We start from the raw sequence: 20904 nt of genomic DNA on the forward strand, positions 1-20904 counted from the left end.
ACCGGGTTCCGTGTTCTCACGGAGGCAGACCTTTCGGGGGAGAGTTCCTCATCGGTCCCGTTCTGTCTGTGGCCGCTGTCACGAATCGATTGTCAGTGGGGGGTGTCACTCTGGGGCCGTGACGATCCACGACGGTGACGGGGCGGGTACGCACGGTGTCGACTGGGACGCGGAGGCCGCCGCGTTCGACGAGGAGCCGGACCACGGGCTGCGCGACCCCCGGGTGCGCGCTGCCTGGGCGGCGCGGCTGGGGGCCTGGCTGCCGGGACGGCCCGGCGACGTCCTCGACCTCGGCTGCGGCACCGGCAGCCTGTCCCTCCTCGCGGCCGAGCGGGGACACCGGGTGACCGGCGTCGACCGGTCCCCGGCGATGGTGGCGCTCGCCCGGCGGAAGCTCGCCGGGCGTGACGCCGTGTTCCTCGTCGGCGACGCGACGGCACCACCGGTCGGCGAGGAGCGCTACGACGCCGTCCTGGTCCGGCATGTGCTGTGGACGCTGCCCGAACCGGACCGGGCGCTGCGGCACTGGCGGGACCTGCTGCGCCCAGGAGGACGGCTGGTGCTGGTCGAGGGAGTGTGGGGGACGGTGAGCCCGGTCGGCATACCCGCCGGCCGGCTCACCGCCCTCCTGGCGCCGCTCGGCGGGCGGGTGGACGTGGAGCCGCTGTCCGGGGACACGGCGCTGTGGGGCCGGGACGTGGACGACGAGCGGTACGCGGTGGTCGCGGTCCCGGACTGACCCGGCACCCTCAGGCGAGCAGCGCGCCGAACCCGCCCTCGCGGGCCCGGGCGTCCAGTTCGTCGAGGGCGGCCACCGCGGCGGCCGCCGCCTCGGGATCCGTGGTGAGCAGACCGCTCGCCGCGAACTCGTCCTCGTCCAGCCGTCGTACGTCCGTGCCGTCCGCGGAGACCCACAGGTCCAGGTCGAGATCCTCGACGACCAGCCGGCCGCCGGAGAGCTCGGCCGGCCGGGTGACGTCGCAGTAGTGGCCCTTGAGGGTGCCGTCGGCGGCGCGGACCTCCTTCACCGAGTACCACCGGTCGCGCCAGTAGTGCTCCGTGAAGACGTCACCGGGCTCGAAGCGGACGAAGCCGAAGTCGCGCACGCCGTCACCCGCCCAGGGGGCGCGCACGGTGGCGCGGATGCCGTCGTCGGCGAGCAGTTCGGCCGGGTAGCGGATCTTCATCCGTCCCGCCTTGACCAGGACCACCTCCACCCGCGTCGGCCCGTCAGCCAAGCGCGCGGACATACCGCACCTCCGTCCCGCAGATCTCGTACCCGAACCACTTGTTGATCGCGATCATCGGCCCGTTCCCGGTGTCGTTGCCCGTGAACGCCTCCGTGTACCCGGCCGCGCGGGCGCGATGCAGGGAGTCGTTCTTGGCGAGCTTGGCCAGGCCCCGGCCCCGGTGGGCGCGGGCGGTGCCGGTCATGACGGTGCCGTACCGGGTGCCGCCGTCCGTGCGGGCCGCGGAGAAAGCGGCGGGACGGCCGTCGACCAGCGCCACCGTGGTCAGTCCGGGACTGAACAGCGGGTGCCGCCAGGTCTCCTCCAGCCAGGCCTCGTAGTCCGTGAACTCGTAGTCCACGTCACTGGGCTCGTCCGCCGTCGTCTCCGCGTCCAGGTCGAACAGCGGGCGCGGGTCACCGGCGAAGTCCGAGCCCGGGCGCAGCTCCACGCCCGGCGGCGGGTCCTGGAGCGGGGGCAGGGCGCCGTTCGCCAGGTCCAGGCGGAGGAAGTGGGCGGAGCGGCTCGCCCGGTAGCCGTGCGCTTCGGCGAAGGCGCGGTTGCCCGGCTCGTCCACCACCCAGGAGAACAGCCGGGTCGCCCCGTGCGCGGCCAGGTGCTCCTCGGCGGCGCGCACCAGCAGCGTCCCGGCGCCCCGGCGGGTGTGCCCGGGGTGCACGTACACGTTGATGCTGCCCTGGCCGGGCTCGGCGCTCTCGTGGGCCAGGTGCACCTGCGCCGTGCCGATCACCTCGCCGTCGGCCACGGCGACGAGCGGGCGGTAGTGGGCGTCGGGGTGGAGACGGGTGAGGTCGTGGGCCAAGGACTCCGGGGTGACCAGGACGAACGGCAACGCGGCGTGCCGGACGCGGGCGAAGCCCTCCAGGTCGGCGCGGGCGTCGGGGCGGAGATCACGGACGGACACTGTCATGGAGGCGCACGCTACGGGGGTCGCGCCCGGGGCGCCTCCTGTTTTCCGCCGGGGTGCGCGACAATCGGGCCGTGACCTTGAGGATCCGGATCGACGACGGCATGCCCCCGTACGAGCAGGTACGGGCACAGATCTCCGAGCAGGCACGGTCGGGAGCGCTGCCCGTGGGGTACCGGCTGCCGACGGTGCGGGGGCTGGCCGAGACGCTCGGGCTCGCCGCGAACACGGTGGCCAAGGCGTACCGGGCGCTGGAGGCGGACGGGGTGATCGAGACGCGGGGGCGCAACGGGACGCGGATCGCTGCCGCGGGGGCGGCGGCGGAGCGGGAGTTGGCGTCCGCCGCGCAGGATTTCGCCTCGCGGGCGCGGCGGCTGGGGGTTGGTGAGGAGGAGGCACTGGCTGCCGTGCGGGATGCACTGCGTGCGGCTTACGGGGCGTGAGCGCCGTCGCGGCAGGTGTGTGACGCCGGGTGCGGGTGCGTCGTGGCTGGTCGCGCCCGCGCGGCGGAGCCGCAAGTCGGCACAGCCCCGCGCCCCTGGGGGTAGGGGTGAGCGTTGGTTGTGTCGCTCGCCCCTACCCCCAGGGGGTGTGGGTGAGCGTTGGCCGTGCTCGCTCCCCTCGTGCCAGTCCTTGTACCTACAGGTACAGGCCCGCGTCCGCGTCGCCCCGGGGTTCCGGGAGGGACGTCGGGGAGGTGCCGCGGCGCAGGGCGTACAGCTCGGCCAGGGTCGCGCCCTCGCGGCCGACGCCCTCCTCGGCGCCCAGCCAGTTCACCGCCTCCGCGCGGGTCAGCCGGCCCACCTCGATGCGGGCCAGGCAGCGGCCGGGGCGGACCACGGCCGGGTGGAGGCGTTCCAGGTCCTCGTTGGTGGTGACGCCCACCAGGACGTTGCGGCCCTGGCCGAGCAGACCGTCCGTCAGGTTCAGCAGCCGGGACAGCGCCTGCCCGGCGGTGTGCTTGGCCTCGCCCCGGATCAGTTCGTCGCAGTCCTCCAGGAGCAGCAGCCGCCAGCGGCCCTTGCCGGCCGCGTCCTCCTCGCCGATCGCGATGTCCATCAGATAGCCGACGTCGGAGAAGAGCCGCTCCGGGTCCAGCACGCAGTCCACCTGGCACCAGTCCCGCCAGGACCGGGCCAGTGTGCGCAGCGCGGAGGTCTTGCCGGTGCCCGGCGGGCCGTGCAGCAGGAGCAGCCGGCCCGAGATGTCCTCGGGGGTGGTCTTCATCAGACGGTCCATGGCGTCCGCCACCGGCGCCGTGTAGTTGGGCCGGATCTCCTCCCAGGTGCCCGCCGAGATCTGCCGGGTGGTGCGGTGCGGGCCGCGGCGCGGGGAGACGTACCAGAAGCCCATGGTGACGTTCTCCGGCTGCGGTTCGGGTTCGTCCGCCGCGCCGTCGGTGGTCTCGTCCAGGATCTTCGCGGCGAGTTCGGCGCTGGTCGCGGTGACCGTGACGTCGGCGCCCCGGCTCCAGCGGGAGACCAGCAGGGTCCAGCCCTCACCCTCGGCCAGGGTGGCGCTGCGGTCGTCGTCCCTGGCGGTCCGCAGCACCCGCGCGTTCGCGGGCAGCAGGGGCGCGCCGGAGCGTACGCGGTCGATGTTGACGGCGTGCGAGTACGGCTGCTCGCCCGTCGCGAAGCGGCCGAGGAACAGCGCGTCGACGACATCGGACGGGGAGTCGCTGTCGTCGACGTTGAGCCGGATCGGCAGTGCGTCGTGCGGTTGCGCGGACATGCCGCCATGATCGGTCACCCGGGCGCCGTGCGCACCCGGTTTCCCGGGTGCGCACGGACGGTCGTCCACGCCTCAACCCGGCGGCCGGCGGATCAGCCGCCGTGCCTGCCGGGCCCGGCGCACCATCGCGTACCCCTTGGTCAGCGCGCGGTCCCGGGCGAAGGTACGCGCGACGGCCCGCCCCTCCACCAGCCGTTCGAACTCGGCGGCGGACGTGGACCTGCGCACCGTCACCCGCCGCAGGGCGTACGGCCCCTGGGCGCGGCGGGCGAGACCGTTGCCGACGGCGAGTGCCTGGGCGTACCCCGTCTCCCGCACCGCCCGGCGCACCCGGCGGCTGGAGTAGCCGTAGGGATACGCGAACGAGGCGGGTACGGAGCCGAGCTGGTCCGAGACGATCTCCTTGCACAGGATCAGCTCGGAGCGCAGCCGGTCCTCGTCGAGCCGGTCGAGCTGCGGATGGCTGTGGCTGTGCCCGCCGATCTCGACGCCCGCGGCGGCCAGTTCGCGCACCTGGTCCCAGTCGAGCATGGTGTCCAGGCCGCCGCCGGTGTCGTACGGGCCCCTCAGCCAGCCGGTGGAGACGAACAGGGTGGCCGGGAAGCCGTGCCCGGCGAGCACGGGCAGCGCGTGCCGGTGCACGCCCTCGTAGCCGTCGTCGAAGGTGACGAGGACCGGCCGCGCGGGCAGCGGGCGGCCCGAGCGCCAGTGTGCGGCCAGTTCGGCCGTGGTGACGGGGGTGAGGCCCCGGTCCGCGAGCACCGCCATCTGCTCGGCGAACGCCTCCGGGGCCACGGACAGGGCGCGGGTCGCCTCGTTGGGATCGGCCGCCACCGCGTGGTACATGAGGATCGGCACGCGTACGTCAGTCACGGCCGCCGCCCTCCCCGGTCCCCACCACGGAGAAGGTGACCCCGCCCCGCCTGGCCCGTACGCTCCCCACCGCATAGCCGCCCGCCGCCGCGAGGACCCCGGCCACGATCGCCCCCGCGCGCCCCGCGCCGCCCGGACGGGCCAGCAGGGCGTCGCGCAGCCCCCGTGCCACACCGGCGGGCAGGACGCGGGTGGTGTACCGGCGTTCGGACTCCAGTCCCTTCTCCGCGCCCACGCTGCGGGCCACCAGCGCCTTCGACAGCCCTTCGGCATAGGTGCGCGTACGGAAGTAGCGGAAGCACTCGCGGACCTCGGGCACCCGGTGGTGGATCACCGCGCGGTCGTCGATCAGCAGGACCGCGTCGGGGCGGGCGCGGCTGAGGCGGATGCACAGTTCCGTCTCCTCGCCGCCCAGCGGGCGCTTGTTCCCGTCGCGTCCGATGCCGGTGGCGAAGCCGCCCGCCGCGTCGAAGGCCTCGCGCCGGAAGGAGGCGTTGCCGCCGAGCACGTTGCGCACCCGTACCCGCCCGCGCGGCAGGCCCCGGTAGGTGCAGCCCACCACCCAGTCGAATTCCTCGGGGAACCAGTCGGGACGCCGGCCCGACGCCCAGACGGGCTCGGTGCGCCCGCCGACCGCCATCACGCGCGGGTCGTCGTACGCCTCGGCGAAGTGCTTCAGCCAGTCGCGTTCGGCCACCGCGTCGTCGTCGAGGAAGGCGACGACGTCGCCGCGCGAGGCGGCGATCCCGGTGTTGCGGCCGGCGGACAGGCCGCGGGGGCCCGCGTTGGCGAGCACCCGCACGTCGTCGGTCTCCTTGTACTCCTTGCCCAGGCGGTCCAGGAGGTCCCGGTTGTGGTCGACGACCAGCAGGGTCTCCAGGGCCGGCCGTGACTGCGCCCGTACCGAGGCGACCGCCGCGAGGACGTCCTCCCAGCGGTCCTCGGTGTAGGCGCAGATCACGACCGAGACGCCCGGGGTGCCGGGATCTCTCAAGACACCTTCCCCCGCACCGTGTCGAGCAGCGGCGAGGGGCGCGGGCGCCGGCGCAGCGCACGCCGGTTGGAGCGCTCCCCGAGGATCACTCTCAGCACGCGCAGCCCGTCGCGCACGGCGCGCAGATTGCTCGTGCCGTGGATGCGCAGGTACTCGTGGCTGGGTATCTCCTGCACCCTGAGGCCGGCCTTGACGACCCGGATGTTCATCAGGGTCTCGACCTCGAAGCCGGTGCAGTCGAGGTCGATCTTGTCCAGGCAGTGCCGCCAGAAGGCGTTGTAGCCGTAGCAGAGGTCGGTGTACCGTGCGCCGAACTTGCGGTTGACGACGGCGCACAGCACCCGGTTGCCCAGCATGCGGATGAACGTCATGTCGTCGGTGCCGCCGCCGTTGGCGAAGCGGGATCCCTTGGCGAAGTCCGCGCCGGAGACCAGCGCGGAGACGTAGCTGACGATCTCGTTGCCGTCGGCCGAGCCGTCCGCGTCGACCATCACGATGATGTCGCCGGTGCAGGCCTCGAACCCGGAGCGCAGCGCGTCCCCCTTGCCCTTGCCGCGCTGCCCGACGACCTTGACGGCGGGCCACAGTTCGCGGGCCACCTCGACGGTGCCGTCGGTGGAGTTGCCGTCGACCAGGACCACTTCGTGGATCCAGTCGGGAAGCGTCTTGAAGACGTACGGCAGGTTCTCCGCCTCGTTCATGGCCGGTATCACCACGCTCACCGGCGGCGCGATGGCCAGGTGAGAGGAGACGGGCCGGTAGGTGCGGGCGGTCGGCGGATCCTGATCCTCGGTCGCCGGCTGCAGAACGGAACTCATGAGTCTGGTCCCTCTCGTCCGGTGGACCGCCCGCCCCTCGGGCGGCCCGGCTGTTCGTCCGGTTCGAAAGGGGGGTTCTCCCCCCACGGGCACGCCGATGGTGCTGACGTGCACGCCGGGTGAGCTGGCAGAACTGGCCGGCCGCGACAACGGCAGCCGACCGCGCGGCACGGCCCGGTCACCGATGCGGTCACCGAGCACGGCACCCCCCTACCGCGCCCCGCGCCGGTTCGTCGCGGTCCTGAGCCCTCCCCTGGAGCCGCGTACTGACGGACCGATGCGGGTGAGATGTATGACGGTATTGACGATTGAACCCGAATGGCAAGACCTGAAACGGCCGATCACGTTTTCGGAGGTTTGGCCGTTACGTAAGTCTCTTGCCGTGATGTGTGTTTCCGCATGGCCGACTTTTCCCCCCGAAGCGTCGGATGACGGGCTTCAATGTGGCGCACCCCGTAGGGGCAGTCAAGGGCGTAAAAGTCCTTACGGCCGGTTTTGGTCCAGGATCGAACAGTAACAGTCTTGGCATGGACACTTCCGGTCAACACGCGTAGTTGGTACCACGGTTGCGGCAGAGATCCTGCTAAAGGGAGGTTCCATGAGACGTTCCCGACTTGCCCTCTTCGTGGGCTCGCTCCTCCTCGCCGCCACCACCGCCCTCACCGGGGCCACGACGGCCCAGGCGTCCCCACAGGCCGCGGCGGGCGGCTATGTGGCGCTCGGCGACTCCTACGCCTCCGGCGTCGGAGCCGGCAGCTACATCTCCGACGGCAGCGACTGCAAGCGCAGCACGAAGGCTTACCCCCACCTCTGGGAGGAGGCCAACTCACCCTCGTCCTTCCACTTCACGGCCTGCTCGGGCGCCCGAACGGGTGATGTTCTCTCCGGGCAGCTCGGCCCGCTCTCCACCTCGACCGGCTTGGTCTCGATCAGTGTCGGCGGCAACGACGCCGGTTTCTCCGACGTCATGACGACCTGTGTGCTCCAGTCCGACAGCTCCTGCCTCTCACGGATCGCCACCGCGAGGGCGTACGTCGACTCGACACTGCCCGGCAAGCTCGACAGCGTCTACTCGGCGATCCGCGACCGGGCCCCCAACGCCCATGTCGTGGTGCTCGGTTACCCCCGGTTCTACAAGCTCGGCACCTCCTGCGTCGGTCTCTCCGAGACCAAGCGGAAGGCGATCAACGACGCCGCCGACCACCTCGACAACGCCATCGCCCGGCGCGCCGGCGCCCACGGCTTCACCTTCGGCGACGTACGCCCCACCTTCACCGGCCACGAGATCTGCTCCGGCAGCTCCTGGCTGCACAGCGTGGACTGGTTCAACATCGGCAACTCGTACCACCCGACGGCCGCCGGACAGTCCGGCGGCTATCTGCCGGTCCTCGACGCCGCGGCCTGACCCGCCGGCGTCCGTCCGCACGCGTCAGTGCCCGTCAGTACCCGTCGTCCGAACCGGAAGGAGAAGCGGAGGCCCCGCCCGTCGGGGTCTCCGCCTCGCACGTCACCGAGAACGGCACCGTCTCGGAGACCGTCCGCACCGGCTCCCGGACCTCCACACCGATCCCGCTCTCGAACGTCCCGGTCTCCGAGTACGTCGTCACGACCACCGTGTCCTGCTTCGTACGCCCGTCCCCCTCGGGGAACGACAGCTTCCGCCAGCCCGGATCGTCCACCGAGCCGTCCTCGGCCACCCAGCGGTAGGAGACCTCGGCCGGCAGCCGCCCCACCGTGAACGTCGCCGTGAACACGGGCGCCAGCGCGTGCGCCGGCGGACAGCTCCCGGAGTACTCCGTGTGCGCGCCGGTCACCGTCACCGACACCGTCTGCGGCGGGGGAGTGGACTTCTCCTTCTCCTCCTCTTCGCTCGTGGTGGGGGACGGCGCCGGACCGTCCGTCGCCGGCGTCCCGCCGCCGTCGTCCTCGTCGTCGCCGGTGTGTGCGGGCGAACTCGCCTGCCCCTCGGTGCCCTTGGCGTCGGGTCCGCCGTCCCCGCGGTCCAGCAGCGCGTACGTCAGCCCGGCCAGCGCCAGGGCCAGGGCCACCACACCCGCCACCAGGGCGACCGCGGCACGCCGGTCGCGTCCGGGCCGGGTGACCGCGGTGGTCGCCGCCGGCGCTCCCGCGACCGGCGGCGGGGGAGCGGACGGGTGCGTCCCCGGCTGCGGCTGCGGCAGCGCGGCCACCGTCGGGGTGTACGGCACCGAACGCGCCGTGTCCGCGCGGGGATCACCCCCCGCCCCGACGAGCCGCAGGTCCTGCTGCGCCCGCTCCGCCGGCAGCCGCTCGGCCGGATCCTTCCGCAACAGCCCCTCGACGACCGGGGCGAGCGGGCCCGCCCGGCGCGGCGGCGGCAGCTCCTCGTCGACGATCGCCCGCAGGGTGCTGAGCGGGGTGTCCTGGCGGAAGGGCGAGTGGCCCTCGACCGCCGCGTACAGCAGCACACCGAGCGACCACAGGTCCGACTCGGGCCCCGGCGTGCGCCCCAGCGCCCGCTCCGGTGCGAGGAACTCGGGCGAACCGACGACCTCCCCGGTCATGGTCAGCGCCGAGCTGCCCTCGACCATGGCGATCCCGAAGTCGGTGAGCACGATCCGCCCGTCGTTCGCGATCAGCACGTTGGCCGGCTTCACGTCCCGGTGCAGCACCCCCGCCCCGTGCGCGGCCCGCAGCGCGGCGAGCACCTCCGCGCCGACGTGCGCGGCCCGCCGCGGGGAGAGCGGTCCCTCCGCGTCCAGCACCTCGGCCAGCGACAGACCGCGCACCAGCTCCATGACGATCCACGGACGGCCGTCCTCCATCGCCACGTCGTAGACCGTCACCACGTTGCGGTCGGCGATCCGGGCCGCCGCCCACGCCTCCCGCTCCAGCCGCGCGTACATCCGCTCCACGTCGGACGCCGGCAGTCCGGCCGGGGCGCGCACCTCCTTGACGGCGACCTCGCGGTGCAGCAGCTCGTCGCGGGCCCGCCACACGGTGCCCATGCCGCCCTCACCCAGCGGTGACAGCAGCCGGTACCGGCCCGCGACCACCCGCTCACTGCCCGGTTCTTCGGACACGGCGCCCCCATTCGCATCCGGGCGAATTCTCCCTTTCCTCATGAAAGTAGCTCAGCCGAGTGCGGATGCCGCCCCCCTGAACACCAATCCGGCACCCAGGGCCACGACGACGAACGCCGATCCCAGGGGCGCACTCCGGCGCACGAGCGTCGCCCACGGGGCCGCCGTCCAGCGAGGGCGCCGGGCCAGCAGCCTGGTCATCCCGCTGCCCGCCTTCACGACCGCGTACCCGGCCGCGGTGAGCGTCAGGGCCAGTCCGACGCCGTACGCGACGACGAGCAGCAGCCCGAACCAGGCCTGGCCGAGCGCGGCGGCGCCGACCAGCACCACGACGGCGGACGGACTGGGCACCAGCCCGCCGGCGAAACCGAGCAGGACCGCGCCGCGCAGGGTGGGAGCGGTGGGATGGGTGTGGGTGTGACCGCCGTGTGTGTGGGTGTGCGTGTGCCCGTGCGGGTGCTCGTGCCCGTGGTCGTGGTGGTGGGTGTGGTTCCGGTGGCGCAGGGCCCGGCGTACGAGGCTCGCGCCGGCCAGGGTGACGAGTGCGCCGCTCGCGATGCCCAGCCAGGCGATCACCGAGGGCGCGGCGGCCGAACCGGCCGTGACCAGCAGGCCCAGGGCGACCACGCCGAGCGTGTGGGTGACGGTGACCGAGGCGGCCATGGGCAGGACGTCCCGCAGCCGGGCCCCGCTCCCGCGCGCCGCCGCCGTCGCGGCCATGAGCGTCTTGCCGTGACCGGGGGCGAGCGCGTGCATCGCGCCGAGCCCGACGGCGATCAGCAGTGCGAGCGCGGCGAAACCCGCGGTCAGGTCGCGCCGGGCGACGAGGTCGTCGAGCGCGCGGGTCCAGCGGTCGGCCCCGCGCGGGAGCACGGCGGAGGCGGGAGCATCGGCCTCCGCCTCCGCCTCCGTCAGCGCCGGGCCGCCCGGACGGACGCGCAGGGCCGCGGTCCTGGTGTCGGCCGGGGACGAGAGCAGCTTCTCCGGATACCGGGTCAGTTCGCCGGACGGCGAGGCCGCCGGTACGTCCGAGGTGATGAGGGTCGTACGGTCGCCCCGCGCGGTGATCTCCCGCCAGCCCGGCCCGGACGACGCGCCCGCCCCGCGGAAGCGGAGGCCGACCGTTTCGCCCTCGGGGAGGGGCGCGGTCAGCCGGCACTCCACGCGCAGGGTGTCGAGCCCTGCCTGACCGGGCCGCACGCGCGCGTGCGCCGCGCGCACGGTGAGCGGGACCGCCCGCCCGTCGACGCGCGCCTCGCTGTCCCGCGCGGCCGTGGCACAGCGCTGCCGGGCCCAGGCGTCCCTGCCCAGCCGTTCGAGGTCCGGCCCGGCCTGGGTGGCCGGGATCTCGGCGAGGTCCTCGACGTGGTGGACGCGCAGCTCACCGGGTGCGGCCACCAGTCCGTCGTAGCGGTTGACGGTGAAGTTGCCGAGCGGGTGCGCGCTCGCCGTGCCGGCCGGGACCAGCGCGAGCGCGCAGGCGGCGGTCAGGACGGCGGCACCGGCGGCGGCGCGGTGGCGGAGGTTCACCGTGCCGTCTCCAGTTCCTTCAGCGCGGCGCGGGCCGCGCGGGCGCCGAGCGGGGAGAAGCCGGGGTTCAGCTCCAGCGCGGCGGTGAGGGAGCGGCGGGCGGCGCGGTCGTGCCCGGCGGCCTTCTCGATCATGCCCCGGTGGTGGAGGAAGGCGGCACTGCGGTAGCCGGTGGCCGTGGCTCGGCGGGCGTACGGAAGGGCCTCCTCGTCACGCCCGTTGACGTGCAGGGCCCAGGCGAGGGCGTCCGCGGTGTGCACACTGTGCCGCCGGTCCCACTCCGCGCGGGCCGCGCGCAGCGCCTCACCGGCGTCCCCGTGATCGGCGGTGGCGAGCGCGGTGTCCAGGTCGGCCTCGACCCCGCCGGCCCGGGCCAGCGCGGTCCAGGCGTCGACGAGGGCGTACTGGTCGCGTGCCCTCGCGCGGTCGCCGTCGGCGCCCCGGTCCTCGTACAGCTCGCCGAGCGCGACCAGCGGGCCGGGCAGCGGGGAGCGGACGACGACCTGCTCCAGTGTCCCGACGGCGCCCGCGCGGTCACCGCTCGCGGCCTGCGCGCGGGCCCGGCCCTCCAGGGCGGGGAGGTAGCCGTCGTCGGCGGCGAGCGCCCGCGCGTAGTGCGTGAGAGCCGTCCCGTACTCGCCCTGGTTCCAGGCGAGCTGTCCCAGCGCGGTCGCGACGTACGCCACGTCGCCGGGTGAGGACGCGCTGTCGAGGGCTCGCTGAAGCACCTCCCGCGCGGTGCGCACGTCGCCCCGCAGCTCCCGTACGTACGCGTACCGCGTGAACACGGGTACCCCCGGCCGCCTGCGGTCGGCGGTGGCGGCGGCGCCGGCGGCCTCCTCGTACCGGCCGAGCTCGACCAGCGCGTCGATACGGGAGCACAGGGCGCGCTCGCTGTAGGGGTTCTGCTCCAGGGCCCGGTCGGCGTAGGACAGGGCGCCGGTGAAGTCGTGCCGCGCGGCGGCGAGGGCGGCCTGCCCGGCGAGGGCCTGCTCGTTGCCGGGTTCGAGTGCGAGGGAACGCTCGAGCGCCCGCTCGGCCTGCGGATAGCGCGAGGGGTCCCCCTGGGTCCGCGCCTGCTCGACATAGGCGGTCCCGAGGGTGGCCCAGCCACCGAAGTCCCGCGGCTGCGCCCGCAGATGCCCCTGCAACGACCGGATCCCGGCCTCGGGATCACCTCCGCCGAGCACCCCGGCGACGGCCGCCGGCGCGGCACCGGCCGCTCCGGCCCGTCCCTCGTCCCGCCCGCCTCCCACCGCGATGCTCCCGGCGGTGATCGCGACGGCCAGCAGGACGGCACACGAGACGACATGCGGCCCCCGCCCCCGCCGGGCGGCAGCGGCGAACCGCCGCAGGGCCGCACTCCGCGCCCCGGCGTGACCCGCACCGGCGGAGGCCGCCGGATCCTCACCCGGTACCCGGTGGCCGGGCTCCGCCTCCGGACGGTGGCCGGCACCCGGCACGTGCTCCGCCCGCGGGTGACGGGCGGCCTCCGTCCCGTCCTCGGCCGGCACGCGGTCGGTGGTGTCCGCCCCGCGCCCGTTTCCCGTCCCGTGCCCGGCTTCCGGGGCACGTTCCGCCTCCGCGCGGCGACCGGTCCCCGGTGTGTTCTCCGTCCGCGCACGGCCGGTGGGTTCCGCGTCGCGGGTGGCCTTGGGCTCGTGGTGTGCTTCCCCGCGGCGGGCGGTCCGGTGTCCGTGTTCCGCCTCCGCGCGGCGGTCGGCCTTCGGCCTGTGCTCCGCCGCCGCTCCGCGCGCGTCCGGCCGCTCTCGACGCGGCTTCGCCACGTGCCCTTCTTCCGGTGCCCCGGCCGGCGGCCCGCCCCCGGTGGGCGGCCGTGGGGCGTCCGGTGTTCCGCCGGGGCCGGATACCGGCGGGGCGGTCGCCCGTTCGCCGTCGCCGGCGCTGTCGTTCGTACGCGGAGCCATGGTCTCTCCTCGGTGTTCGGCGGTGCGGCCCGTGCCGTGGGGACGGGCCGCGCCGGTCGGGGTGGGGCGGGGTCAGTACGCCCGGCCGCGCATCCGGCGCCACCACGCCAGCGCCAGGCCGATCAGCAGCAGCCCACCGGCCCCCGCACCGGCGGACGCGGCGATCAGGGTCGTGTTGTCGGCCCCGTCCGCGCCGGCCGGCCGCAGCGCGTCACCGAGCTGGTTGCGCACGTCGTTGCCGCCGTCCACGCCCTTCGCGAGCGGGCCGCGCGACCCCTCCGTCGGGTTCGCCAGATACGGGAAGGCCGCCCCGAACTCCTTGTCGTTGGCGTCGACCGCGTCACCCAGGTCGTTCTTCGCCCCGACCAGTTCCCCCTCGACGACCTGCAGCGAGGCGTCGATCACGTCGTCCGTCAGCCGGCGCCCGTTGGGGAAGCCGGCGTTGTCCCCGTCCAGGACGCCCAGCCGCTTCGGCTCGGCGGCCGGTTCGATGGACGTGTTCAGCCGCAGCATCTCCGAAGGCCTCACGTGCGGCGGCCGGTTGAGCCCCTCGACGCCCTTCAGGAACACGTCGACGAGGTCGTTGCGCGGCTCGTCCGGCGCGGGGATCTTGTAGATCGCCTCGATGAGCTTCGGCAGCTCCGGTTCGGTGACGTTCTTCAGGAACCGCGCGTCGTCCCACGGTGCGGACGCGTTGAACGTGTCCTTGTCCTTCAGCGGGTTGACGACCTCGTTGACCAGCGGGTTGCCCAGCCTCGACACCTGCACGAAGTGCCCCTCGGCGTTCTTGCGCTGCGTCGTCGACCAGATGCCCACGACCGGCTGGTCCGCGGACTCGGTGATCAGGTCGGTCGGGATCTGGAGGGCCAGCGAGTTGACGTTGTAGCCCTTGAGCGTGTCGTTGCCGACCTCGGAGAGGTTCCCGCCGTACAGCAGGTCGAAGACCCGCAGGTCCAGGAAGAACGGGTCGTCGGCCTGCCCGGCGAACGTCGTCGTCCCGCCCGCGAGTTCGCGCACCGCCTGCTCGCGCAGGGTGTTGTAGTCCGGCATGGACGCCTTGCCGACGTTCGACGGCGCGACCGGCACGTCGTCCGCGATCTTCGTGCGGGACACCGCGTGCTGGTCCTTCAGCTTCAGCAGCTCGATGTCGTAGGTCTGCGTGATGTTGAGGTCCGGGTCGTCCAGGCCGGTGACGGGGCCGGTGTTGTAGAGGAACGTCCCGTCGTTCTTCGTGTGCGTCCTGAACGTGTAGCGGAACAGCAGCTCGCCCTGCGCGTCCCCGTTGTTGTCGATGTGGATGTCGTACTGCGCGTCCTCGGCGAACGTGAAGAAGTTCGGTCCGCCGGCCGGCTCCTCGAAGGGGATCCAGTTCGCGATGATCGTCGTCGTGTCCGGCTTGTCGGGACTGACGAACGCGTACAGGTCCGTGTTGTCGTACTGCGGGGTGCCCGAGATCAGCGGGGCCTCCCGGTGGCTGGAGGCGGAGGCCGCCTCGGGTTCCAGCGCGGTCGCGCCGGCCGCCGCGAGCCCCCCGGCGGCCAGCGCCCCGCAGATCAGGGTCGCGAGACTCCCGCGTCCCGCACCGGTCCTGGAGTCAGTTGTCATGCCGTCCGTCCTCAGTGCCGACTTGCCTTGACGCACTGGGTTTCGGAGCGGACGACGGGCCGGATTGGTGGAGTTCGGAATTTCTTCCGGGCCCCTCCCGCCGGACCCGTACGCCCGTAGCATTTCTCGCCGCCGGCCCGCGTTTTCGGTCCGTTGATCCGTACTTACCGTCCGGAGGCTCGCTCGCCGCGCATGCCTCGTGTGACCGGGCGGCCCGCAGGGGCCTGGAGAGGGGGATGCGCGTTGGAGGCGGACGAGCTGCTGACGCTGGTGGCCGGAGGTGACCAGAAGGCGTTCGAGGACCTGTACGCACTGGTCTCCGGGCCGGTGTACGGGCTGGTGCGGCGCGTGGTGCGCGATCCCGCCCAGTCCGAGGAGGTGGCCCAGGAGGTACTGCTCGAACTCTGGCGCTCCGCCGCGCGGTTCGACCCCGGCCGGGGCAGCGCGCTGTCCTGGGTCCTCACCCTCGCCCACCGCCGCGCCGTCGACCGGGTGCGCAGCGCCCGCGCGGCCGGCGAACGCGAGCGGCGCGAGGCCCGGCGCGGTCACGAACCCGCCTTCGACCAGGTCGCCGAGGAGGTCGAGGCCGGACTCGAACGCGAGTGGGTGCGCCGCTGCCTGGACCGTCTCACCGCACTCCAGAGACAGTCGGTCACCCTCGCCTACTACGACGGCTACACCTACCGCGAGGTGGCGGAGCGGCTGTCGCTGCCGCTGGGCACGGTCAAGACCCGTATGCGCGACGGACTGACCCGCCTGCGCGACTGCCTGGGAGGCGCGGCATGAGCCTGTTCGACCGACTGCCGCGCCGCGGGGACCCGCACTCCCTCGCCGCCCCCTACGCCCTCGACGCCCTGGAACCCGCCGAACGCGTCCGCTTCGAGAGGCACCTGGAGTCCTGCGCCCGCTGTACCGCCGAGGTGCGGGCCCTCGCCGAGGACGCCGTCCGCCTCGCCTGGTCCACGGCCGCGCCCGCGCCCGCCGCGCTGCGGGACCGGGTCATGGCCGCCGTACGGACCACCCCGCAGGAAGCCGCGCCCCGGGAACCGGCACGCGCGCGTGACACGCGGCTCCCGCCGCACGTCTGGGGCGCCGCGCCCCCTCCGCGCCCCCGCGAGCGGCGCCGTGCGCCGCTGTTCGTGCCGTTCGCCACGGCCACCGCCGCGGCCGCGCTCGTCGTCGCCGCGCTCTTCGCGGTCCAGGCGAACGACACCCGGGACCGACTGACCGCCGAACGCGACCGGTCGCGTGAGATCGCCCACGTTCTCGCCGCCCCGGACGCCCGCGTGAGCAGCGGCCGGGACGCGCGGGGCCGCACGATCGGAGTGATCGCCTCCGCATCGACCCGCACCGCGGTCGTCACCCTCGGCGGATACGGCGACCCCCCGAACGGACGTGTGCGCCAGCTCTGGCTCATGGGCCCGGACGCACGACCGCGTTCCCTGGGGCTGTTCGAGGGCGACACGCCCTTGATCGCCTCCGGTCTCGACACCGCCGCGACGTCACTCGCCGTGACCGTCGAACCTGATGGCGGGTCACCGCGGCCCACTTCGCAACCCGTCATCCAACTCGCCCTGAAAACGGTCGGATTCGGAGAGTAATCGACGCGTGTTCGTCAACCCCCTTATGGGGAAGGTGAATCCTGTGACCTCGATACACGAGTGCCCGAACGGGGCGATAGGGTTACCCTGCCCGGGCCGGGTGGACTCGTACGGGTGGGGAGTGACATGGAACAGATAACGGTGCGCAGCAGGGCCAGGGTCCCTGCGATCACGTGCGGTAGCAGCGCGACCAGTTCGCGCCTCGACCGCCATCTCTCGGTTCTCGGGGGCCCCGCGGTCCCGCAGCGGGAGACGGCCGAGGCGACGTCGCTGATGCGCGAGCTCATCGCGCGCGACACCGCGCACGACCGCGGCGCCAGGAGCGCGCGGGCCCGGGCGAGCCGCGTCTCGCTCTTCGCCCCGCTGCGCCGACTGCGCCGCTCCCTGTTCGGCAGCCGGTAGCGCCGGCGCCCGGACGGTCCACCTCCGTCCCGGCGCGGCGCCCCCGCCCCGTCCGTCATCCCCACGGCGTGCGGCGGCCCTCCGGCGCCCGACCCGACACCGGCACCTCCCCCTGCCGGCGCCCCCGTTCCCACCCGGCAGTGCTCCGGGGGCACACCGGTCGGCTCCATCCTGGCAGGGACCTGACATCCGCCTCGGGACCTCACCCCCTCCCGCGCCCGTACTGCCGTACCGCGAGCGGCACGAACACCACCAGCAGCACCGCGCACCACCCCAGTGACCCCGCCACGGGATGCGCCACCGGCCAGGCCGCCCCGTCGGGCACCGGCGCGTTGCCGAACAGGTCCCGCAGCGCCGTCGCCACCGCGCTGATCGGGTTCCACTCCGCGACCGTGCGCAGCCCGTCCGGCAGCCCCGCCGTCGGAATCTGAACTGCGGGGACCGGGTGGTGACCGGAGCCTGACATGATCCGGCTGGTCCATCACCCTCGCGCGCTGATGCACCTCCAGCCATGGCTGCCAAGGACGATGTCACCTGGTCTCATGCGAGGAGATACGCCGTTCACGCGGTGGAGGAACGCATCCCGTATCAGTTGCGCGGAGCGTCGCTGCACCCAGGGCGGGCGAGGCGTGCTCCGACAGCCGACCGCGGAGTCGGGCGAATGCGAGCGCATGTTCCATTGTCCGCCGGTCGGGGTGGTGGTGATGGAAAGGGTGTGCGGGGCTCGTGCGTACGGTCAGTGGAACGGAAGTCGGCTGATTGGGGCAGAGGCGGAGGTACGGGTAGTGAGGGAGGCGGAGCGTGCCCGGTATACGTATCGGTTGCGGGTGTCGGCTACCGCGCGGGTGGGGTTGGAGGGGGAATGGGGGCGGTGCCGGTGGCTGTGGAACGAGTGCGTGGCCCGCTCCCGGAAGGCCCATGCCGAGGGGGAGACGTGCGGTCCGGCCCGACTGGACGGGATGTTGACCAAGGCCCGCTCGGTGACGCCGTGGCTGGCTGAGGGGGCTTCGGTGCCGCAGCAGCAGACCATCCGTGACTTCGCAGCCTCCCGAACCAAAGCCATCAAGGACATCAGGAACCGGCTGCCGCTCGGGCGGCGGGCCGGAATGCCCCGGCACAAGAAGAAGCGCGGGGCGGACCCGAGCCTGAACTACACGCGGCGCGGCTTCGTCTCAAGGACGGGCGGCTGCATCTGGCGGGCGGGATTGTCCTGACCGTGGTCTGGTCGCGTCCCCTCCCGGCCGAGCCGTCGAGCGTGCGGGTGTACCGCGACGGTGTCGGGCACTGGTACGCCTCGTTCGTCGTCCCCGCCTCGTATGAACCGCTCCCCCCCACCGGTGCGGTGATCGGTGTCGACTGGGGCGTGAGGGAGACCGCCACCACCACATCGGACGCCCACGACCTGCCCCACCCCCGACACGGACACAGGGCTCAACAGAAGCTTTCCCGTCACGACCGGATGATGGCCCGCCGCAAACCGAAGAAGGGGCAGACCGCGTCGAAGGGGTACCGGGAGGCGAAGCGGTGGCGGGCGAAAACATACGCGAAGATCGCCCGGCAGCGGCAGGACACCGCCCGCACATGGGCCAAGCGCGTGGTGCGCGACCATGACGCGATCGCGGTGGAGGACTTCCGGCCCAAGTTCCTCGCCAGAACGTCGATGGCGCGCAAGGCGGCCGACGCCGCGATCGGCGCCACCAAGCAGGCCCTGGTCGAGATGGGCCGCGAGCACGGCCGAGATGTGCGTCTGGTGCATCCCGCGCACACCACCATGGACTGCGCCAGGTGCGGAGCGAGAGCCAAGCACGCCCTGCCGCTGTCGGAACGCATTTACACCTGCACCGCGTGCGGAGCTGTCTCCTCGAGGGACAAGAACTCTGCCCGCGTGGTGCTTGGCCGGGCAGGTCTGGACCCGGCTGGTGTCGAGGGCGCAAGACCTCCCGGAGCGCCGCTCCGGAAGGCGGCCTGAGCCAGGAATTCCCTTCCTTCAGGGAGGGAAGCAGTCAAGACCTACGTCTCCAACGAGCTGGCCACCGCCGAGCGGACCCGTTCGCTGCCCTGGTCGCAGGAGCAGGAGGACGCGGTCCGGATCGCCTATCTGGGCAGCCGTATCGCGAGCGGTGAGTACCCGCGGATGGTGGCGGCCTTCGCGGAGGACGCCGGACCGATCGACCTGGAGGCGGTGTTCGAGCGGGCGCTCGGCCGGGTGCTGGACGGCTTCGAGCCCCGCGGCTGACCCTCAGATCAGCGCGAGCTGGCCCTCCGGCCCCTCCTCGTGGGCGTCCAGCACCGAGGCGGGGCGGCGTGCGGAGGGCGGCACCGGGAGCACGCCCGCCGCGCGCAGTTCGGCCGGTGTGACCGGGTCGGGGAGGGAGGCGTCCGTCAGCGCCTCCTGTTCCGGGCGCAGTTCGGCCAGCAGGGCGAGGACCGTGATCAGTTCCAGGAGCTCCGAGGTCCAGGTCCGGGGCCAGCCGGCCGGCCCGATCGCGGCCAGGGTGCCCGGCTCGGCCGGCCGCGTGCGGGCCGCGAACCACTGCTCCAGCACCCGGACCCCGCCGGCCTCGAAGTCCCAGGCCGCGGGCGGCACCGGGGAGATGCGGCCCTCGTCGAGCAGCAGCGTCTCCTCGTCCCGGTCGTAGTCCACGGTCACCGGCCGGGAGGGCAGCGGGGCGCGCACGTACGGGCGGCGCCCGCCGGGGAGCCTGGGCCGTTCCCCGTCGCGCCGCGACAGCCACAGCATCCGGCGGCCCACCGCGACGCCCCGCGCCCACACACCGGCGTCCCCGGTGAGCGGCACCGCGAGTCCGGCGGGCGTGGTGCGCGCCGCCGCCATCGTCCAGGCGAGGACGTCCACCGGCGAGGTGTCCCGGCCCAGCCGGGCGGCGAGGTGGCCGGTCAGGCCCGGGGCCAGGTTCGGTTCCGCGGCGCCCGGCCGGCGGTACAGCGGACGGACCCGGCCGGTGCGCAGCAGCGGCGGCAGGGACGTGGCCAGCAGCGGCGGGCCGGTGAGGGCCCGGGCGGTGCCCGCCTCCACGACGAAGATCTGCCGCTCGTCCGCCACCCGCCACAACTCCGGCCGGGCCACGTCGATCAGCCGCTGGTCGGGGATCAGCCACTGCTCGTCGAACGGGGCGTACAGGACCCGTATCGGTTCGGGGCACGGACCCGACGCGCGGGCCAGCCTCTCCGTGCCGCCGCTTCGCCCCGGCAACTGTCCGACCGCGGTGTGCGGCGTCCGGGAACGGGTCGGCTCGAACAACGCCTCGCGGTCCGGCCCCTCGGCCTTCACCAGGGCGTCCCAACGGGCCTTCAGGGATGCCGCGTCGGGGGCCGCCGGCCACCCCCGGCCGAGCCGCGGCGGTGCGACGGACCACGGCATGAGGTCCGCCAGCAGCGGAGCGTCGTCGTGCGTCACGCAGGGCATCGTACGGCCTGTGGGGGGTGGCGGATCAGGTGGCGTCCAGGGTCACCGTGAAGGAGAAGCGGTCGCCCCGGTAGTGGATGACGGCCACGTCCAGGGGACGGCCGTCGGTGTCGTAGGTGACGCCCGTGTAGTGCAGGATCGGGCTGAGCAGCGGGACTTGGAGCAGCCGGGCCGTCTCCGGGTCCGCGAGTCGTGCCTCCACCGTGTCCGTGATGCGGCTGATGTCCGCGCCGACGACGTCCCGCAGCACCTTGGTCATCGGCCACCGCAGCAGGTCGTCCGGGTCGATACGGGCGGCCAGTTCGGGACGGACCCAGTTGCGGGCGTGGTTGGTCGGCTCGCCCGTCTTCTCGTCGCCGCGCAGCCGGTGGTACGCCGCCGCCTCGGACAGGTCCGGGAAGTACTCGGCGAGCTCCGTCGGCACCGGCGCCGGACCGTGCTCCAGCAGCTCGGTCGTCATGCCGGACTGCTGGGCCACGATCGCGTCCACCGAGCCCAGCAGCCGCACCGGGGCGCCCCGCCGGGCGCCGGGCTCGATGAACGTGCCGCGCCGGCGGTGGCGGGTGATCAGCCCCTCGTCCTCCAGCTCCTTCAGCGCCTGCCGCATGGTGAGCACGCTCACCCCGTAGTGCCCGGCGAGCTGCTCCTCGGTGGGCAGACGCAGCGGGTCCTGGGGCGAGCGGCCGAGGATCGAGGCGCGCAGCGACTGCGACACCTGATACCAGAGCGGCAACTTGCGGTTCAGGACGATCGAATCCGGAGCGAAGGAGGTCACG

At 73.6% G+C, this 20904-nt stretch carries 18 protein-coding genes and 3 pseudogenes; 8 read left to right on the plus strand and 13 right to left on the minus strand.

Features of this window, described 5'->3' with window-relative positions; all coding sequences use genetic code 11:
- Nucleotides 1-118: 118 nt before the first annotated feature.
- Entirely contained in the window at nucleotides 119-739 is a 621-nt protein-coding gene (locus ACF1DX_RS20645) for a class I SAM-dependent methyltransferase (protein ID WP_391792611.1), read from the plus strand.
- Between the two features lie 10 nt (nucleotides 740-749).
- Here ACF1DX_RS20645 and ACF1DX_RS20650 read toward each other — a convergent pair whose 3' ends face one another.
- Nucleotides 750-1250, minus strand: coding sequence for a DUF402 domain-containing protein (locus ACF1DX_RS20650; protein ID WP_391792612.1), 501 nt, complete (start codon nucleotides 1248-1250; stop codon nucleotides 750-752).
- Nucleotides 1231-2160, minus strand: a complete 930-nt coding sequence (locus ACF1DX_RS20655; RefSeq protein ID WP_391792613.1) for a GNAT family N-acetyltransferase — start codon at nucleotides 2158-2160, stop codon at nucleotides 1231-1233. Before ACF1DX_RS20655 ends, ACF1DX_RS20650 begins: the two co-directional genes overlap by 20 nt.
- A 71-nt stretch (nucleotides 2161-2231) precedes the next feature.
- Between ACF1DX_RS20655 and ACF1DX_RS20660 the strand changes: the two genes are divergently transcribed.
- On the plus strand, nucleotides 2232-2600 hold the full coding sequence (locus tag ACF1DX_RS20660) for a GntR family transcriptional regulator (protein ID WP_391792614.1): 369 nt from the start codon (nucleotides 2232-2234) through the stop codon (nucleotides 2598-2600).
- Between the two features lie 196 nt (nucleotides 2601-2796).
- On the opposite strand, the gene ACF1DX_RS20665 is transcribed toward ACF1DX_RS20660, so the two are convergent.
- From ACF1DX_RS20665 to ACF1DX_RS20680, 4 genes are all read right to left on the minus strand, one after another.
- A complete protein-coding gene (locus ACF1DX_RS20665; protein ID WP_391792615.1) occupies nucleotides 2797-3891 on the minus strand; it encodes a DUF5925 domain-containing protein in 1095 nt (364 codons plus the stop codon).
- 72 nt (nucleotides 3892-3963) lie between these two features.
- Nucleotides 3964-4764 carry a polysaccharide deacetylase family protein gene (locus ACF1DX_RS20670; RefSeq protein WP_391792616.1) on the minus strand — a complete coding sequence of 267 codons (801 nt, stop codon included), beginning with the start codon at nucleotides 4762-4764 and terminating at the stop codon, nucleotides 3964-3966.
- The gene (locus ACF1DX_RS20675; RefSeq protein ID WP_391792617.1) at nucleotides 4757-5758 is read right to left on the minus strand and encodes a glycosyltransferase family 2 protein; all 1002 of its coding nucleotides are present in this window, start codon (nucleotides 5756-5758) and stop codon (nucleotides 4757-4759) included. The genes ACF1DX_RS20670 and ACF1DX_RS20675 overlap by 8 nt, the downstream gene beginning before the upstream one ends.
- Nucleotides 5755-6576, minus strand: a complete 822-nt coding sequence (locus ACF1DX_RS20680; RefSeq protein ID WP_030867058.1) for a glycosyltransferase family 2 protein — start codon at nucleotides 6574-6576, stop codon at nucleotides 5755-5757. The genes ACF1DX_RS20675 and ACF1DX_RS20680 overlap by 4 nt, the downstream gene beginning before the upstream one ends.
- Before the next feature lie 598 nt (nucleotides 6577-7174).
- Between ACF1DX_RS20680 and ACF1DX_RS20685 the strand changes: the two genes are divergently transcribed.
- Nucleotides 7175-7981 carry an SGNH/GDSL hydrolase family protein gene (locus tag ACF1DX_RS20685; RefSeq protein ID WP_391792618.1) on the plus strand — a complete coding sequence of 269 codons (807 nt, stop codon included), beginning with the start codon at nucleotides 7175-7177 and terminating at the stop codon, nucleotides 7979-7981.
- Between the two features lie 34 nt (nucleotides 7982-8015).
- Here the strand turns inward: ACF1DX_RS20685 and ACF1DX_RS20690 are convergent, their stop codons facing one another.
- The 4 genes from ACF1DX_RS20690 to ACF1DX_RS20705 form a co-directional block, all read right to left on the minus strand.
- The gene (locus ACF1DX_RS20690; RefSeq protein WP_391792902.1) at nucleotides 8016-9611 is read right to left on the minus strand and encodes a serine/threonine-protein kinase; all 1596 of its coding nucleotides are present in this window, start codon (nucleotides 9609-9611) and stop codon (nucleotides 8016-8018) included.
- Nucleotides 9612-9689: 78 nt separating this feature from the next.
- Complete coding sequence (locus ACF1DX_RS20695) at nucleotides 9690-11168, minus strand: sulfite exporter TauE/SafE family protein (protein ID WP_391792619.1); 1479 nt, start codon at nucleotides 11166-11168, stop codon at nucleotides 9690-9692.
- Nucleotides 11165-12955 (minus strand): tetratricopeptide repeat protein, encoded by a 1791-nt coding sequence (locus ACF1DX_RS20700; protein ID WP_391792620.1) that lies wholly within the window; start codon nucleotides 12953-12955, stop codon nucleotides 11165-11167. The genes ACF1DX_RS20695 and ACF1DX_RS20700 overlap by 4 nt, the downstream gene beginning before the upstream one ends.
- A gap of 213 nt (nucleotides 12956-13168) precedes the next feature.
- Nucleotides 13169-14701 carry a DUF4331 domain-containing protein gene (locus ACF1DX_RS20705; protein ID WP_391792621.1) on the minus strand — a complete coding sequence of 511 codons (1533 nt, stop codon included), beginning with the start codon at nucleotides 14699-14701 and terminating at the stop codon, nucleotides 13169-13171.
- Between the two features lie 243 nt (nucleotides 14702-14944).
- Here ACF1DX_RS20705 and ACF1DX_RS20710 point away from each other — a divergent pair, with 243 nt between their 5' ends.
- The 3 genes from ACF1DX_RS20710 (at nucleotide 14945) to ACF1DX_RS20720 (ending at nucleotide 16704) form a co-directional block, all read left to right on the plus strand.
- Nucleotides 14945-15487 carry a sigma-70 family RNA polymerase sigma factor gene (locus ACF1DX_RS20710; RefSeq protein ID WP_391792622.1) on the plus strand — a complete coding sequence of 181 codons (543 nt, stop codon included), beginning with the start codon at nucleotides 14945-14947 and terminating at the stop codon, nucleotides 15485-15487.
- On the plus strand, nucleotides 15484-16302 hold the full coding sequence (locus tag ACF1DX_RS20715; protein WP_391792623.1) for an anti-sigma factor domain-containing protein: 819 nt from the start codon (nucleotides 15484-15486) through the stop codon (nucleotides 16300-16302). The genes ACF1DX_RS20710 and ACF1DX_RS20715 overlap by 4 nt, the downstream gene beginning before the upstream one ends.
- A 126-nt stretch (nucleotides 16303-16428) precedes the next feature.
- A complete protein-coding gene (locus tag ACF1DX_RS20720) occupies nucleotides 16429-16704 on the plus strand; it encodes a hypothetical protein (RefSeq protein WP_344561509.1) in 276 nt (91 codons plus the stop codon).
- A gap of 202 nt (nucleotides 16705-16906) precedes the next feature.
- Here ACF1DX_RS20720 and ACF1DX_RS20725 read toward each other — a convergent pair.
- Nucleotides 16907-17131: pseudogene (locus ACF1DX_RS20725) on the minus strand (ABC transporter permease); the annotation flags it as partial.
- 532 nt (nucleotides 17132-17663) lie between these two features.
- Between ACF1DX_RS20725 and ACF1DX_RS20730 the strand changes: the two are divergent.
- Together ACF1DX_RS20730 and ACF1DX_RS20735 are read left to right on the plus strand one after the other, a co-directional pair.
- Nucleotides 17664-18673: pseudogene (locus tag ACF1DX_RS20730) on the plus strand (RNA-guided endonuclease InsQ/TnpB family protein).
- 33 nt (nucleotides 18674-18706) lie between these two features.
- Nucleotides 18707-18940, plus strand: a pseudogene (locus ACF1DX_RS20735) (TetR/AcrR family transcriptional regulator); the annotation flags it as partial.
- A 3-nt stretch (nucleotides 18941-18943) separates the two neighbouring features.
- Here the strand turns inward: ACF1DX_RS20735 and ACF1DX_RS20740 are convergent.
- Both ACF1DX_RS20740 and ACF1DX_RS20745 read right to left on the minus strand, forming a co-directional pair.
- Nucleotides 18944-20128, minus strand: coding sequence for a type ISP restriction/modification enzyme (locus tag ACF1DX_RS20740; protein ID WP_391792624.1), 1185 nt, complete (start codon nucleotides 20126-20128; stop codon nucleotides 18944-18946).
- Between the two features lie 25 nt (nucleotides 20129-20153).
- Nucleotides 20154-20903: a GntR family transcriptional regulator gene (locus tag ACF1DX_RS20745; RefSeq protein WP_391792625.1), complete on the minus strand. Its 750-nt coding sequence runs from the start codon at nucleotides 20901-20903 to the stop codon at nucleotides 20154-20156.
- Nucleotide 20904: the final 1 nt, after the last annotated feature.

The sequence above is a fragment of the Streptomyces sp. NPDC014676 genome (assembly GCF_043084105.1).
In the GTDB taxonomy this organism is placed as follows: domain Bacteria; phylum Actinomycetota; class Actinomycetes; order Streptomycetales; family Streptomycetaceae; genus Streptomyces.

Bases quoted from the DNA above. Each gene is read 5' to 3' on its own strand.
- ACF1DX_RS20650 (WP_391792612.1), bottom strand. From the start codon at position 1,250: ATGTCCGCGCGCTTGGCTGACGGGCCGACGCGGGTGGAGGTGGTCCTG.
- ACF1DX_RS20655 (WP_391792613.1), bottom strand. From the start codon at position 2,160: ATGACAGTGTCCGTCCGTGATCTCCGCCCCGACGCCCGCGCCGACCTG.
- ACF1DX_RS20665 (WP_391792615.1), bottom strand. From the start codon at position 3,891: ATGTCCGCGCAACCGCACGACGCACTGCCGATCCGGCTCAACGTCGAC.
- ACF1DX_RS20680 (WP_030867058.1), bottom strand. From the start codon at position 6,576: ATGAGTTCCGTTCTGCAGCCGGCGACCGAGGATCAGGATCCGCCGACC.
- ACF1DX_RS20685 (WP_391792618.1), top strand. From the start codon at position 7,175: ATGAGACGTTCCCGACTTGCCCTCTTCGTGGGCTCGCTCCTCCTCGCC.
- ACF1DX_RS20705 (WP_391792621.1), bottom strand. From the start codon at position 14,701: ATGACAACTGACTCCAGGACCGGTGCGGGACGCGGGAGTCTCGCGACC.
- ACF1DX_RS20715 (WP_391792623.1), top strand. From the start codon at position 15,484: ATGAGCCTGTTCGACCGACTGCCGCGCCGCGGGGACCCGCACTCCCTC.
- ACF1DX_RS20720 (WP_344561509.1), top strand. From the start codon at position 16,429: ATGGAACAGATAACGGTGCGCAGCAGGGCCAGGGTCCCTGCGATCACG.
- ACF1DX_RS20740 (WP_391792624.1), bottom strand. From the start codon at position 20,128: ATGCCCTGCGTGACGCACGACGACGCTCCGCTGCTGGCGGACCTCATG.